Here is a 14,128-nt window from a genome sequence, read left to right as displayed (position 1 = left end):
TCGTATTCCCGATTTCGCCGAGAGCGATGACGGTTGACCTCGAGTTTTGTTGGGGTTCTAACGTCGGGGCGACGGAAGGAGAAGGTCATGACGACGTTGGTTACGGGTGCTACGGGGAATACCGGGCGGCATGTGGTGGCGGAATTGGTGCGGCGGGGGGAGCGGGTTCGGGCGTTGACCCGGGATCCGGGGGCGGCTGCGCAGGTGCTGCCGGGTGGGGTGGAGTTGGTGGCGGGAACGCATACTGCGCCAGTGACTTTGGGGGCGGCGCTGGAGGGGGTCGAGCGGTTGCACATCACTGTGACGGCGGGGCTGGCGGAGGTGGGGCCGGAGTTGGTGCGGCGGGCCGTGGACGCGGGGGTGCGGCGGATTACCGTGGTGTGGGGTGGCGGGGTCGGGCCGGTGGAGCAGGCGGTGGCGGAATCGGGGGTGGAGTGGACGCGGTTGGAGCCGCAGGAGTTCATGTCCAACACGCTGACCTGGGTTGAGTCGATTCGGGCCGACGGGGAAGTTCGGGAGCCCTACGACAATCTCAGTGCGCTGGTGCACGAGGCGGATATCGGTGCCGTGGCCGCGGTCGCGCTGCTCGAGGACGGGCACGCCGGGCAGGCGTACAACCTCACCGGGCCCGAATCGCTGACGCCGACCGAACGGATCGCCTTGTTGTCCAAGGTGATCGGGCGCGATATCAGGTTCGTCCGGATGACCCATGAGCAGGCCGTCGAACGGCTGATGAGCACCGGCGTCTCGCGGGCGGACGCCGATTACGTGATCGGCTGGTATGCCGCACCGACCCCCGAGTCCACGACGGTCGACGATACGGTGCCGCGGGTGCTCGGCCGCCCGGCCCGGACATTCGCGCAGTGGGTGGACGAGCACGCGGACCGCTTCCGGTAGGCCGCAATCACTTTCGTGGATCCACCGAGCCGAGTTTCCACTCCTCGCCCGCCGGCCATTCGGTGCCGGCGGGCGGTTGCGGGTCGTATTGGATGCCGCGGCGCACCCAGCGCGCGCGGTCGTCACCGGCCAGGCGCTGGAGCAGATGCAGGGCCATATCGGTGCCGGCGGAGACGCCCGCGGAGGTGATGATGTCGCCATTGTCGACGTAGCGTTCGTCGGGGCGGACGTCGATGCTCGGGTCGATCTGGGCGAGGACGTCGAGCGATAGCCAGTGCGTCGTCGCGGGACGCCCGGCCAGCAGCCCGGCCGCGGCGAGGACCAGCGAGCCGGTGCACACGCTGGTGATGAGCGGGGTCGTCTCGCGGACCGCGCGCAGCCATTCGAGCATCGGCTGATCGTGAATCATGGGCCGGGTGCCCATGCCGCCGGGAAGCAGCAGCACATCCGGATTCGGCATCGTCCCGAACGAGTGGTCCGGTGTGACGCGCAGCCCCTTCGCGCAGGTGACCGTGGCGCCGTCCCGGGACACGGTGAACACCTCCCACCCGTCCTCGGGCACGGTGCGCGTCCAGAACGCCAGCACCTCCCACGGCCCGGCGAAGTCCAGTTCCTCGACCCCGTCGAAGAGCACTATCGCGATCTTGCGCGTCGGTTCGGCCATCCCTCGATGGTGCCACTCGATCACCCGCGGAAATGCGCAGGGCGCTCCCGGAATGTCCGGGAGCGCCCTGTGAATGCCGCTGCGGCTACAGCATGCAGCTCACGCAGCCCTCGACTTCGGTGCCCTCCAAAGCCATCTGGCGGATGCGGATGTAGTAGAGGGTCTTGATGCCCTTGCGCCAGGCGTAGATCTGCGCCTTGTTGACGTCGCGGGTGGTGGCGCTGTCCTTGAAGAACAGCGTCAGCGACAGGCCCTGGTCGACGTGCTGGGTGGCGGCGGCGTAGGTGTCGATGACCTTCTCGTAGCCGATCTCGTAGGCGTCCTGGAAGTAGTCCAGGTTGTCGTTGGTCAGGTAGGGGGCCGGGTAGTAGACGCGGCCGATCTTGCCTTCCTTGCGGATCTCGATCTTCGACGCCACCGGGTGGATGGAGCTGGTGGAGTGGTTGATATAGGAGATCGAACCGGTCGGCGGGACCGCCTGCAGGTTCTGGTTGTAGATGCCGTGCGCCATGACCGAGGCCTTCAGCTCCCGCCAGTCCTCCTGGGTCGGGATGTGGATGCCGGCATCGGCGAAGATCTGGCGCACGCGGTCGGTCTTGGGCTCCCACGCCTGCTCGGTGTACTTGTCGAAGTACTCACCGCTGGCGTACTTCGACTCGGCGAAGCCGCCGAAGGCGCGACCGCGCTCGATGGCGATCAGGTTCGAGGCCCGGACCGCGTGGTAGGCGATCGTGTAGAAGTAGATGTTCGTGAAGTCGACGCCCTCTTCGGAACCGTAGAAGACGCGCTCACGAGCCAGGTAGCCGTGCAGGTTCATCTGCCCCAGGCCGATGGCGTGGGATTCGTTGTTGCCCTGCTCGATCGACGGCACCGAGTAGATGTGGGTCTGATCCGAGACGGCGGTGAGCGCGCGGATCGCGGTCTCCACGGTCTTGCCGAAGTCCGGCGAGTCCATGGTCTTGGCGATGTTCAGCGAGCCCAGGTTGCAGGAGATGTCCTTGCCGACCTTGGAGTAGGACAGGTCGTCGTTGAACTCCGACGGGGTGGAGACCTGCAGGATCTCCGAGCACAGGTTGGAGTGGGTGATCTTGCCCTTGATCGGGTTCGACCGGTTCACGGTGTCCTCGTACATGATGTACGGGTAGCCGGACTCGAACTGCAGCTCGGCAATGGTCTGGAAGAACTCGCGCGCCTTGATCTTCGACTTACGGATGCGCTTGTCGTCGACCATCTCGTAGTACTTCTCGGTGACATTGATGTCCGCGAACGGCAGGCCGTAGATGCGCTCCACGTCGTACGGCGAGAACAGGTACATGTCTTCGTTCTTCTTCGCCAGCTCGAAGGTGATGTCCGGGATCACCACACCGAGCGACAGCGTCTTGATACGGATCTTCTCGTCCGCGTTCTCGCGCTTGGTGTCCAGGAAGCGGTAGATGTCGGGGTGGTGGGCGTGCAGGTAGACCGCGCCCGCGCCCTGGCGGGCACCCAGCTGGTTGGCGTAGGAGAACGAGTCCTCCAGCAGCTTCATGATCGGGATGACGCCCGAGGACTGGTTCTCGATCTTCTTGATCGGCGCGCCGGTCTCACGAATATTGCTCAGCAGCAAGGCCACACCGCCGCCGCGCTTGGACAGCTGCAGGGCGGAGTTGATGGAGCGCCCGATGGACTCCATATTGTCCTCGATGCGCAGCAGGAAGCAGGACACCGGCTCGCCGCGCTGCTTCTTGCCGGAGTTGAGGAAGGTCGGGGTGGCGGGCTGGAAGCGCCCGTCCATGATCTCCTCGACCAGTTCCTGCGCGAGGGTCTCGTCACCGGCGGCCAGGGTCAGCGCCACCATGCACACGCGATCCTCGAAGCGCTCCAGGTAGCGCTTGCCGTCGAAAGTCTTCAGCGTGTAGCTGGTGTAGTACTTGAACGCGCCGAGGAAGGTCGGGAAGCGGAACTTCTTGGCGTACGCCTGCTGGAACAGCGTCTTGATGAAGGGACGGCTGTACTGGTCCAGCACCTCGGTCTCGTAATAGTTCTCCTTGACGAGGTAGTCCAGCTTCTCGTCGAGGTTGTGGAAGAAGACCGTGTTCTGGTTGACGTGCTGCAGGAAGTACTGGTGCGCGGCCTCGCGGTCCTTGTCGAACTGGATCTCGCCATTGGGGCCGTACAGGTTCAGCATCGCGTTGAGCGCGTGGTAGTCCAGTCCCGCCGTATTGGAGTCGCCGCTGACGGGGCGCTCTACGCGGGCAGTCTTTCCGACCGGTGCTGTTGTCGTTGCCAAAACAATCCCAATCCCTCTCGGACGCGCTCGACGTCCTCGGCAGTTCCCATGAGTTCGAAGCGATACAGGTACGGGACCCCTGTCTTGCGCGAGATGACTTCTCCCGCAAAGCAGTACGTATCGCCGAAGTTCGTATTGCCGGCCGCGATGACGCCGCGAAGAAGTTCGCGGTTGTGCGGATCGTTGAGAAACTTGGCCACCTGACGGGGGACGAATTCCTTCTCGGATCGCTCACCACCCAAAACGTGCCGACCGCCACCGTAGGTGGGGACGATCAGCACGTAGGGTTCGTCGACTCGCAGTGAGTCGGCAGTATGCAGCGGTATGCGAACGGCGGGGACGCCCAGCCGTTCGACGAAGCGGTGCGTGTTCTCCGATGCGCTGGAGAAGTAGACCAGATTCGGTGTCCGCGTGGACATCTCGGTCATCTCCCCTCCTCTCGTCTCGGGGCGAACCCGCTGCGGCAGCTCGCGCTGCCGGGCCCGCTAGGCGACGGCGACGGCGGTGGCGAGCGCCTTGATGCGGTCCGGGCGGAAGCCGGACCAGTGATCGTCACCGGCGACGACGACGGGGGCCTGCAGGTAGCCCAGGGCCATCACGTAGTCGCGGGCTTCGGGGTTCTCGGAGATGTCGATGACGTCGTACTCGACGCCGATCTTGTCGAGGGCTTTGTAGGTGGCGTTGCACTGAACACAAGCGGGCTTCGTGTACACGGTGATGGTCATTGGTGTCCCCTTCTCCTTGCCTTCGATCCGTATGCAGTGCACGGCTGAAACAAGATCCTCTGATTGCTTCGCAAACCCCTGGAAGCGAGACCGAAGCCCCTGGTCGCGCGGCTTCGCTCGAAGCTCTTGCCGCACGCCTTTCCAGCACCCAAGACACTACACCTAGTGGCCGACAGATTCATACAACACGACATGTTGCGACTCACATCAATGAAATTCGATCGCCGGAAGTACCAGGAAGCTCGATTCGCAACTCGACACGACTGAGGTGTAGATCACAATTTGGACATCCAGCTCATTTCCAGCAAACCCACCATTCACGCTGATCAACACCCATCACGCCAGTAACACCCGCCCCGCCCCACAAGGCTGTTCCCGCCCCCGCCCACCCCTGCCCCCAATTCCAGGGCCTCGCCCCGCATCGGCGTGTCGCGGAACAACTCTCGTAACTCTCAGGGGCTCCGCCCCCGACCCCCCCACTACATCTCGGGGCTCCGCCCGACCCCCACCACATCTCGGGGCCCCGCCCGACCCCCACCACATCTCGGGGCCCCGCCCGACCCCACTACATCTCGGGGCTCCGCCCGAACCCCGCTGCAACTCGGGGCTCCGCCCGAACCCCACTACATATCGGGGCCCCGCCCGAACCCCACTGCAACTCGGGGCTCCGCCCGAACGCCGACTACCCGAACCCGACCACAAGACCCCACGGCGCGACGTCAGTAACGACCTCGACCCGACGCCGGCGGCACTGCGGCTCGAGGTCGGCATGCCTGCCACATCGCCCAATTCCCCTCAGCAGGTGCCGGTTCCCGGGTCAGCGATAGTCGACCAGCCCGTCCGCGAGTTCCTCCTCATCGTTGTCGTCCGCCCCGGCGAGGGCCTGCTGCAGCGCGAAGGTGGCCGCGATCGTGCGAGCGCGGTCGAGCAGACCGGCCGTCCCCTCGATCGAGGCTCGGTCCACCACCTCGGCCGCCACGCCCCACCCATAGCTCGCCGCAAGGGATGCGACATCCTCGGCCGGATCGCCGATGGCCGCACCATCCCAGTCGATGACGCCGACCAGGCGTGGCAGACCGTCGGCGCGCTGCCCGTCGAGCCAGCGGCCCCTGAACGGCTGCTGCGACTCGGCCGAACCGCTCGGGCGGGACACGCGCGCCGCCGGTGGAGCCGCCTCCGACGCAGAGCCGTTGTCCCACAGCATGTTCTCCGCACCGAGGTCACCGTGCACCAGTGACACATGTCCACCCCCGAGCGCCTGCACCGCGTCCAGTTCCCGGTCGGCGCGAGTTCGGCCGCGCGGGGACATCAGCGGGTACAGCCGTTCACGGACTCCGGAGGCGAACTCCGGCCACCGACCGGAGCCATTGCGCGGCAACGCTGTCAGCAAGTCGCCAGGGACAGCGGACATGGCCCGCAGCAGACGGGCCAGCTCAGCGGCGATATGCGCGCGAACCGCGAGATTCGCATCGTCGACCGCGGTCAGCACCCACCCCGGGACTTTGGTCAGCACCAAACCGGCACGGCCACCAAGCGCCACTTCATCCGCGGCGCTGGGCTCGAGCGGCACCGGCGTCGCGACACCGAGATCCATCCGGGCGATCGCACGCAGCACTTCCCACTCACCAGGCATCCGCGCGGCCGCAGCGTCGGTCCGAGCAAACCGGTAAACCCGATCCCCCGTCACCAGCACCTCATGGAACTGCCCCCGATACACCGTCACGCACTCATGCTTACCCCGCGCTACCGGAATGCGCCCCCACGCGCTTTTCAGCCTCTGCGAGTAGGAGAGATCTCACCCGCATCGCACGAGAGTCGGGTGCGCGACGCCACGTCACGCCACGCGCAGGATTCCGAGCCCGCTCCTCACACGCGACCCTTCGCGGCCGTTGAAGGACTCGCCCACCGTGCACAGAGTTGGGCCCGCCCTCCTTGGGACGCAGGGGTTTCCGAGACTTGCCCGCACACCGGTCGATCCAGCCCTCCTCGAGCGCAGAGGTTTCGGCGACTTGCCCCGCACCGAGCACGGCCTGTCCTAGAGCACAGACACTCAACGACTTGCCATCGCTCGCTGATCGGGGCCGCCCCTCCTCGTGCACTGGAGTTGCGGAGACTGGCCCCGCGCACCTGCGGCGGCTGCCTTCCTCCTGTACCGGGTTTCGGGTTACTTACTGCCGCACGCCGGTGGCAGCCCGCCTTCCTCGCGCTGGGGTTCCCGGGTTTCGCTGCCGCGCACCGGCAGCGGCTGCCTTCCTCCCGTGCTGGTTTCGGGGACTTGCTGCCACGCGCTGGTGGCAGCCTGCGGCCTTCTTCGTGTACTGGGGTTCCCGGGGCTTGCCGCCGCGCACCGGCGGCGGCCGACCTCTCCCGCACTCCGGGGTTTCAGGGGCTTGCCCCTGAGAGTTCGAGAGCTGGGTTGGTCAGCTGATGGTGAAGGTGGAGTTGGTTATGGGGCCTGGGGAGAGGAGGCGGTTGGTGGCGGCTATGCCGTAGGGGGCGGCGTCGTAGGACGAGAGGGGTTTTCCGTCGATGGTGATGTTGGTGAAGGTGACGGGGGTGAAGGTGGGGAGGGGGGCGTCGAGGTGGCCTTCTATGACTATTTCGGCGGTTCGGGCGGGGGCGGTGGAGGGGGTGATGGTGGTGCGGGTCCAAGAGCGGGTGAGGTTTTCGAGGGTCATGGTGTAGGCGGTGCCGGTCCAGGTGACGGTGGAGCGGAGGGTGTCACCGGGGTGGGTTCGGGCGTCGTCGTAGGAGACGGGTGGGGCGGGGTAGGCCTCCCACCAGGCGGTGATGAATTGGTGGGGGTGGCATTGGGTGGGGAGGGCGGCGGTGGCGCAGAGGGTGTCGGTGGCGGCGCCGAGGGTGTTGGAGAGGTCGTCGCCGGCGTTCATGACGCGGCCGGCCAGGCGAGGGTCGGTGTAGGCCAGGCCGGCGGCTAGGTCCTCTAGGTGGAGGCCGGGCTGGGAGGCGATTACTGCGGCTTCGCTGGCGCACATGGATTCGATGCCGGTCTGCATCAGCGGGAGGGCTACCCGGCCGTCGTGGCCGGGTGCGCCGTTCAGGCCTACCCAGGGGACTACACGTTGCAGGACTCCGGGGTTGAGGCAGGTGATTTCGGGGTGCACCCAGGTGGCGGTGACTTCGCGGAAGTCGCCTTGGACGACGTAACCGGCCCAGTTGCCGATGGCGAGGCGGTCTGCGGCGGCCTCGGCGGCGGTCGCTGCCGTCGCGGCGGCGGACACGGTGAGGAGGGCGGCCATGCAGTAGCGGCGCCAACGGGAGTTGCCTGCCGGTTGCTTCATGGCTCGACGCTAGTTCAGCGGCGGCCGGAAATGCGCCAGGCCACGGCGGAGCAGCCGTGGCCTTGTGCTGGATTCAGTTGGGGGCGGGCGGGATTACGCGGTCGCTGTCACCGCCGCGGCGTCGGCGAGCAGGCGGACGGTGGCGGCCAGTTGGGTGAGCGCCTCGGCATCGTCGGCGGGATGCGTCTCGCCGAAGCGCCGGCCGATGCCGCCGAAGTTCAGGGAGGCGTCCTCGACCACGTCGGCGCCGGCGACCCGGAGGGCCTTCACCGCGTCGCCGTGCGACCACTTGGCCGCATTGGAACTGATGGACGCGCTGACCACGGCCACCGGCTCACCCTTGATCGCACCCGCGCCGTAGGGGCGCGAGGCCCAGTCGATGGCGTTCTTCAGGACGGCGGGCAGCGTGCCGTTGTATTCGGGAGTCACCAGCAGCAGACCATCGGCCGCGGCGACCGCTTCGCGCAAAGCCTGCGCGGCGGGCGGGACTTCACCCGCTACATCCAGATCCTCGTTGTAAAAAGGAATATCGGCCAGGCCTTCGTAGATCTCGACCGCGACGCCCTCCGGGGCGGTGGTGGCGGCGGCCTCGGCCAGGCGGCGGTTGATCGAGGCGGCGCGAAGGCTGCCCACTAATGCGAGAAGACGGGTCTGCGACATGGTCATCACTCCTGCGGTACCGATCCAGCGGTGGAACTGTCACCACCGATCAACCGGACCGCAGTCCGTTTTCATTCCCGCCAGCGCAGCGGTGACACCGTGACACCCGGCACGCCGGCGGATGAGCCGTCTCCGCCCGTCCTGTCCATCGAGCCGATCGACTCCCAGACGCCACCTTCGCACGCGGTCCCGCTGCTCACAACCGGAAGCCAGGAACGCAGTGACGCCGCCCGCAATCGGCAACTGCTCCTGGACGCGGCCGAGGCCCTGGTCCGCGAGCAGGGCGCGGACGCGGTCACCATGGACGCGGTCGCCAAACGCGCCGGCGTCGGCAAGGGCACGGTGTTCCGCCGCTTCGGCAATCGCGCCGGCCTCATGCTCGCCCTGCTCGACCAGTCCGAGCAGAAACGCCAGGCGGCCTATATGTTCGGCCCGCCCCCGCTCGGCCCCGGCGCGCCGCCGGTGGAGCGCCTGGTCGCCTTCGGCCGCGCCCGCCTGGCCGGTATCGATATCGAGGGCGAGATCCGCCGCGCCGCCGACGCGGGCGAGCGCTATTCCAGCGCGCCGTACAACATCATGAAGACCCACGTCGCAATGCTGTTGCGCCAGGCGGGAACTCCGGGCGACATTCCACTCCTGGCGGATTCCCTGCTGGCCGCCCTCGATGCCGCCCTGGTCCTGCACCAGACCCGCAACCTCGGCTACACCCTCGACCAGATCGGCGACCACTGGGAATCCCTCGTCCGCCGCGCCACGCCGTAATCCGAAACAGCGCCGACCGGGAACTGGTGGCGGGGCCTACTCGGCGAATGCCGCCACCAGTTCCCGGTGATCAACCGTCCAGGCCCGGTCCATGCCAATGGGGCCGACGACGCCCGAGGCCGCGACTGAGAAGTCGCGGCCTCGAAGGGGTTCGGTGTGGGTGTTCGGTTGCGGGAGCGATCAGGCGGAGGCGCCGACGAGGGCGTTGCGCTGGATCTGCACCACCAGGGCGGCGATCAGGCCCGCGATCAGGTTGCGGCTGGTCTCGTCGACCAGGTTGCCCTGCTCATCGAAGCGGGTGTAGTTGGCGCCGACGTAGACCTCGGGCTTGCTGACGACCTTGGCGTCGACCTGGTGGAAGACATCGCGCAGGTGGTTCTGGGCGCGGACGGTGCCGAAGGGGCTGCCGGAGGCGCCCATGATGGCGATGGACTTGTCGGTCAGGACCGACTCGCCGTAAGGCCGGGACAGCCAGTCGAGCAGGTTCTTCAGGCCGCCCGGGATGCTGTAGTTGTACTCGGGGCTGGCGATCAGCACGCCGTCGGCGGCGGCGACCTGCTCGCGCAGCGCGGTCACCGTGGCGGGGACGTCGCCTTCGAGGTCCTCGTCGAAGTAGGGCAGGTCGCGCAGGCCCTCATAGATCTCGATCTCCACGCCCTCCGGCGCGAGTTGCTGAGCGGCCCGCAGCAGCGCGGTATTGGAGGATGCGGCCCGCAGGCCACCGGAAATGGCGAGGATCTTGATCGTCATAGCTAACTCCTGATGCTTTCTGGCGCTGTGCCGCGCTTACGCTAGCATCTAACCGGACCATGGTCCACTTTCATTCCCGACAAAGGAGTCGACAGCGTGACACCGGACACATCGGCTCTGCAGCTCGGCGCCGGACTGCCGCTGGCGGACGGCGAAGCCCCCGAGCGCGCCGATGCCGCCCGCAATCGAAAGCTGTTGCTGGACGCGGCCTCCGAGCTGGTGCGGCGCCACGGCGCGAATGCCGTCACCATGGACGCGGTCGCCAGGCAGGCGGGCGTCGGCAAGGGCACGGTGTTCCGGCGCTTCGGCAGCCGGGCCGGATTGATGAACGCGCTGCTGGACGCCTCCGATCGGGAATTGCAGGGCGCGTACATGTTCGGGCCGCCGCCGCTGGGGCCGGGCGCGCCGGCGCTGGAGCGGCTGGTCGCCTTCGGCCGGGCCCGGTTGTCCTACACCGAGATCGAGGGCGATGTGCTGCGCGCGGCCACCGACCTGCCGCAACGCTATTCCGGCGCACCGTACGCGGTCATGAAAACCCATGTGTCGATGCTGCTGCGACAGGCCGGCGCGCCCGGCGATATCGCCCTGCTCGCCGATACGCTGCTCGCCTCGCTGGAGGCCGGACTGGTACTGCATCAGATGCGCGAGCTCGGCTATTCGCGCACGCAGATCGGCGACAGCTGGGAGGCCCTCGTCCGCCGCGTCGTCCCAGCGACCACGCAGTAGAGTGTGGCCATGGGGAACCTGCGCGAACAGATCATCGCCGAGTTGGGCGTGCTGCCGTCCATCGAACCGAAAACCGAAGTGCGGCGTCGCATCGACTTCCTCAAGGACTATCTACGGTCCACTCCCGCACAGGGTTTCGTGCTCGGCATCAGCGGCGGCCAGGACTCCACGCTGACCGGCCGGCTGTGCCAGCTGGCCGCCGAGGAATTGCGCGCCGAGGGTGTCGACGCCAAGTTCATTGCCGTCCGGTTGCCCTACGGCGTGCAGGCCGATGAACACGACGCCCAGGTGGCCCTGCGCTTCATTCAGCCGGACCGGTCGATTGTCGTGAACGTCAAGCCGAGCGCGGATGCCGCGGCCGAGGAGGCCGCCTACGGCATCGACGAGCTGCTCGGCGGGGAAACCCGGCTGCGAGACTTCGTGCGCGGCAATATCAAAGCCCGCGAGCGCATGGTCCTGCAGTACGCGGTGGCCGGGCAGCTCAATCTGCTGGTCGTCGGCACCGACCACGCGGCCGAGGCGGTCACCGGCTTCTTCACCAAATACGGTGACGGCGGTGTCGACATCACGCCGCTGACCGGGCTCACCAAACGCCAGGGCGCGGCCCTGCTCCAGGAGCTCGGCGCGCCGCCCAGCGTCTGGCAGAAGGTTCCCACCGCCGATCTCGAGGACGATCGTCCGGCGCTTCCCGACGAGGAGGCCCTGGGCATGAAGTACTCCGAGATCGACGACTACCTCGAGGGCAAGGACGTCACGCCCGAGGTGGCGGAGCGCGTCGAAATGATCTTCCGCAAGACCCGCCACAAGCGCGCCGTGCCGGTGACGCCGCTCGACACCTGGTGGAAGTAGCCGCCTCGCTTCGATTCTCGCGCCCGCTCCGTTCGCACGGGGCGGGCGCTGCCGTTCGCGCAGCCGCTCAGCGGGGGTCGAGTCTGGTCGCGGCGTGGCCGAAGGCCTGCGGGTGGGACTGGCATTCGGCGAGGAAGTCGGCGAGGTAGCCGGGTTCGAAGGGGGCGGCGGCCTCCAGGTCGCGCACCGCTTCCTCCGGGAGGGTCACCTGCGCCGCGGCCAGGTTCTCGGTGAGCTGGGCGGCGGTGCGGACGCCCACGATGGGGACGATCGCGCGGGAGCGGTGGCGGGTCCAGGCGATGGCGACCTGGGCCGGGGTGGCGCCGAGGTCGGCCGCGACCTTCGCCACCGCGGTGGCGGCGGCGCGCTCACGGTCGGTGAGCGTCGCCGGGTCGACGCGGCGGCTCTCCTCGGAGACGGTGAGTTTGCCCGCCGCCATCGGGGCCCAGGTGGTGACGGTCATGCCGAATGTCTCGGCCATGGGCAGCAATTCGCGTTCGATATCGCGGGTCAGCAGGTTGTAGGGCACTTGCAGGCCGCTGAACTGGGTCCGATCACGCCACTGGGCAAGGGTGTTCGCGCGGGCCACCACCCAGGCGGGGGCGTCGGAGATGCCGATATAGAGGATCTTGCCCGACTGCACGGCGTCGTCGAGGGCGCGCATGGTTTCGTCCAGCGGCGTGTGCGGGTCCCACAGATGCACCCAGTAGATGTCGATGTAGTCGGTGCGCAGGCGGCGCAGGCTGCGTTCGAGGGAGAGCGTCAAGTTCTTGCGGTGATTGCCCGCGGCATTGGCATCGTCCGGATCGCGGCTGAGGGTGTATTTGGTGGCGAGGACGAAACGGTCACGCCCGGTGAGGATTTCCCCGAGCAGGTCCTCGCCGTCACCGTAGGCCGAGGCGGTGTCGAGGACATTGCCGCCCGCGTCGGCATAGGCGTCGACGATGCGCTTCGACTCGACGGGATCGTCGAAGGTCATGGTGCCCAGGATGATTTCGGAGATGCGCAGGCCGGTGTTGCCGAAGAGACGGTATCGCAGCATGCGGCCAGTCTCGCGCCGTTCGGCGAGCGTAGGGAGGCCCTCACAGGGCCACCCTCCCGCCCGTACGAATCCGAAACAGCGCCGACCGGGCACTGGTGGCGGGCCTTACTCGGCCGATGCCGCCACAGATTCCCGGTGATCACACGTCCAGGACGGGGCGCTAGCCACCGGCGAAGGGTGGGAGGACGTCGACGCGGGGGCTCAGCGGAGTGGTGGCGTCGCGGGTGAGTTCGTCGCCGATGAGGTAGGCGCAGACCTTGAGCATCGGATCCAGGTCGGGGCCGTAGGTGGTGGAGAGGGTGGTGCGCAGGTCGGCGACCGTGGCGCCCGCCGGGAGGTCGAGGGTTTCGCTGGTTTTGCCCACGGCATCGGCTATGGCTGCGAAGTAGCGGACCTCAACCACCGATTGCTCCCATCGTTCGGGTGGGCGGGACGAAACCGGCGGCGTCGATGCCGTGGCCCGCCCACTTGTTCCACATGGCGCCGCGCCACAGGGTGGCGATGTCGTCATCGCTCGCGCCGGAGCGCAGGGCCGCGCGAATGTCGTATTCCTGATCACTGAACAGGCAGGAGCGGATGCGGCCGTCGGCGGTGAGGCGGGTGCGGTCGCAGTCGGAGCAGAAGCTGCGGGTCACCGAGGCGATAATGCCCACGGTGGCCGGGCCGCCGTCGACCTGCCATTGTTCGGCGGGGGCGGAGGGGTCGTCGCGGCCGACCTCGGTGAGGGCGAAGCGTGCGCCCAGGACGTCGAGGAGTTCGTCGGCGGTGATCATGTTCGCGCGCGCCCACTCGTGGTCGGCGTCGAGCGGCATCTCCTCGATGAAGCGCAACTCGGCCTGCTCGTCGATGCACCACTGCAGCAGATCGGCCGCGCCGCCGAGGGTTTCGCGCATGAGCACGGCATTGACCTTGATGGGGGTGAGCCCAGCCTGGCGGGCGGCACGGATGCCGGAGAGCACCGAGTCCAGGCGGTCGCGGCGGGTGAGTTTGGCGAAACCGTCGCGGTCCACGGTGTCGAGGGAGACATTGATCCGGTTCAATCCGGCCTCGGCGAGCTTGCGGGCGCGATGCTGCAGGCCCACGCCATTGGAGGTCATGGCCAGCGGCGTGTCCGGCAACGCCGCCCGGCAGCCCGCGATGATCCGCTCCAGGTCGCGGCGCATGAGCGGTTCGCCGCCGGTGAAGCGGACCTCGTGCACGCCCAGCTCGCGGACGGCCAGCACCACCAGTCGCACGATTTCGTCCGCGCTCAGCAGTTCGTCGGCCGGAATGGCGGGCAGGCCCTCTTCGGGCATGCAATACGTGCAGCGCAGCGAGCATTTCTCGGTGATGGACACCCGCAGGTCCCGGGCCGTGCGGCCGAAGCGATCCACGAGGTAGGGGGTGTCGGGCCGGCCGTCCAAGGAGGGGCGCCCAGCTCGTACTGCGGGCATCCCCATAGCGACGACGGTCATTCGACCATTATTACCGGTCGCGGCGCCC

The 14,128-nt window shown here is 67.6% G+C and carries 15 protein-coding genes; 4 read left to right on the top strand and 11 right to left on the bottom strand.

Going from position 1 to position 14,128, the window contains the following annotated elements; translation table 11 throughout:
• Window positions 1-87: 87 nt before the first annotated feature.
• Window positions 88-897, top strand: coding sequence for an NmrA family NAD(P)-binding protein (locus tag ACYQ5L_RS10110; protein ID WP_459957111.1), 810 nt, complete (start codon window positions 88-90; stop codon window positions 895-897).
• Window positions 898-904: 7 nt separating this feature from the next.
• Here the strand turns inward: ACYQ5L_RS10110 and ACYQ5L_RS10105 are convergent, their stop codons facing one another.
• The 7 genes from ACYQ5L_RS10105 to ACYQ5L_RS10070 form a co-directional block, all read right to left on the bottom strand.
• The gene (locus ACYQ5L_RS10105) at window positions 905-1,561 is read right to left on the bottom strand and encodes a DJ-1/PfpI family protein (protein ID WP_459957110.1); all 657 of its coding nucleotides are present in this window, start codon (window positions 1,559-1,561) and stop codon (window positions 905-907) included.
• Between the two features lie 85 nt (window positions 1,562-1,646).
• Complete coding sequence (gene nrdE / locus ACYQ5L_RS10100) at window positions 1,647-3,728, bottom strand: class 1b ribonucleoside-diphosphate reductase subunit alpha (RefSeq protein WP_459963384.1); 2,082 nt, start codon at window positions 3,726-3,728, stop codon at window positions 1,647-1,649.
• A 59-nt stretch (window positions 3,729-3,787) separates the two neighbouring features.
• Window positions 3,788-4,249 (bottom strand): class Ib ribonucleoside-diphosphate reductase assembly flavoprotein NrdI, encoded by a 462-nt coding sequence (nrdI, locus tag ACYQ5L_RS10095; RefSeq protein WP_379200023.1) that lies wholly within the window; start codon window positions 4,247-4,249, stop codon window positions 3,788-3,790.
• A gap of 66 nt (window positions 4,250-4,315) precedes the next feature.
• Window positions 4,316-4,555, bottom strand: coding sequence for a redoxin NrdH (locus ACYQ5L_RS10090; RefSeq protein ID WP_379199856.1), 240 nt, complete (start codon window positions 4,553-4,555; stop codon window positions 4,316-4,318).
• Window positions 4,556-5,372: 817 nt separating this feature from the next.
• Window positions 5,373-6,242, bottom strand: a complete 870-nt coding sequence (locus tag ACYQ5L_RS40940; protein WP_479684941.1) for a phosphotransferase family protein — start codon at window positions 6,240-6,242, stop codon at window positions 5,373-5,375.
• Window positions 6,243-6,975: 733 nt separating this feature from the next.
• Entirely contained in the window at window positions 6,976-7,857 is an 882-nt protein-coding gene (locus ACYQ5L_RS10075) for a G1 family glutamic endopeptidase (protein WP_459957109.1), read from the bottom strand.
• 93 nt (window positions 7,858-7,950) lie between these two features.
• Window positions 7,951-8,517 (bottom strand): NAD(P)H-dependent oxidoreductase, encoded by a 567-nt coding sequence (locus ACYQ5L_RS10070; RefSeq protein WP_459957108.1) that lies wholly within the window; start codon window positions 8,515-8,517, stop codon window positions 7,951-7,953.
• A 156-nt stretch (window positions 8,518-8,673) separates the two neighbouring features.
• On the opposite strand from ACYQ5L_RS10070, the gene ACYQ5L_RS10065 reads away from it, so the two are divergent.
• Complete coding sequence (locus ACYQ5L_RS10065) at window positions 8,674-9,279, top strand: TetR/AcrR family transcriptional regulator (protein ID WP_459963383.1); 606 nt, start codon at window positions 8,674-8,676, stop codon at window positions 9,277-9,279.
• 180 nt (window positions 9,280-9,459) lie between these two features.
• On the opposite strand, the gene ACYQ5L_RS10060 is transcribed toward ACYQ5L_RS10065, so the two are convergent.
• Window positions 9,460-10,029 carry an NADPH-dependent FMN reductase gene (locus ACYQ5L_RS10060; RefSeq protein ID WP_459957107.1) on the bottom strand — a complete coding sequence of 190 codons (570 nt, stop codon included), beginning with the start codon at window positions 10,027-10,029 and terminating at the stop codon, window positions 9,460-9,462.
• Between the two features lie 96 nt (window positions 10,030-10,125).
• On the opposite strand from ACYQ5L_RS10060, the gene ACYQ5L_RS10055 reads away from it, so the two are divergent.
• Window positions 10,126-10,755, top strand: coding sequence for a TetR/AcrR family transcriptional regulator (locus ACYQ5L_RS10055; protein WP_459957106.1), 630 nt, complete (start codon window positions 10,126-10,128; stop codon window positions 10,753-10,755).
• Window positions 10,756-10,764: 9 nt separating this feature from the next.
• On the top strand, window positions 10,765-11,604 hold the full coding sequence (gene nadE / locus ACYQ5L_RS10050; RefSeq protein WP_459957105.1) for an ammonia-dependent NAD(+) synthetase: 840 nt from the start codon (window positions 10,765-10,767) through the stop codon (window positions 11,602-11,604).
• Between the two features lie 67 nt (window positions 11,605-11,671).
• Here nadE and ACYQ5L_RS10045 read toward each other — a convergent pair whose 3' ends face one another.
• The 3 genes from ACYQ5L_RS10045 to moaA form a co-directional block, all read right to left on the bottom strand.
• The gene (locus tag ACYQ5L_RS10045) at window positions 11,672-12,646 is read right to left on the bottom strand and encodes an aldo/keto reductase (RefSeq protein WP_459957104.1); all 975 of its coding nucleotides are present in this window, start codon (window positions 12,644-12,646) and stop codon (window positions 11,672-11,674) included.
• 160 nt (window positions 12,647-12,806) lie between these two features.
• Window positions 12,807-13,049 carry a MoaD/ThiS family protein gene (locus tag ACYQ5L_RS10040; RefSeq protein ID WP_459957103.1) on the bottom strand — a complete coding sequence of 81 codons (243 nt, stop codon included), beginning with the start codon at window positions 13,047-13,049 and terminating at the stop codon, window positions 12,807-12,809.
• Window positions 13,042-14,100, bottom strand: a complete 1,059-nt coding sequence (moaA, locus tag ACYQ5L_RS10035; protein ID WP_459957102.1) for a GTP 3',8-cyclase MoaA — start codon at window positions 14,098-14,100, stop codon at window positions 13,042-13,044. The genes ACYQ5L_RS10040 and moaA overlap by 8 nt, the downstream gene beginning before the upstream one ends.
• Window positions 14,101-14,128 lie beyond the last annotated feature (28 nt).

It is taken from the genome of Nocardia sp. IFM 10818 (genome assembly GCF_054655275.1).
This window is presented reverse-complemented; position numbering and strand designations above follow the sequence as displayed.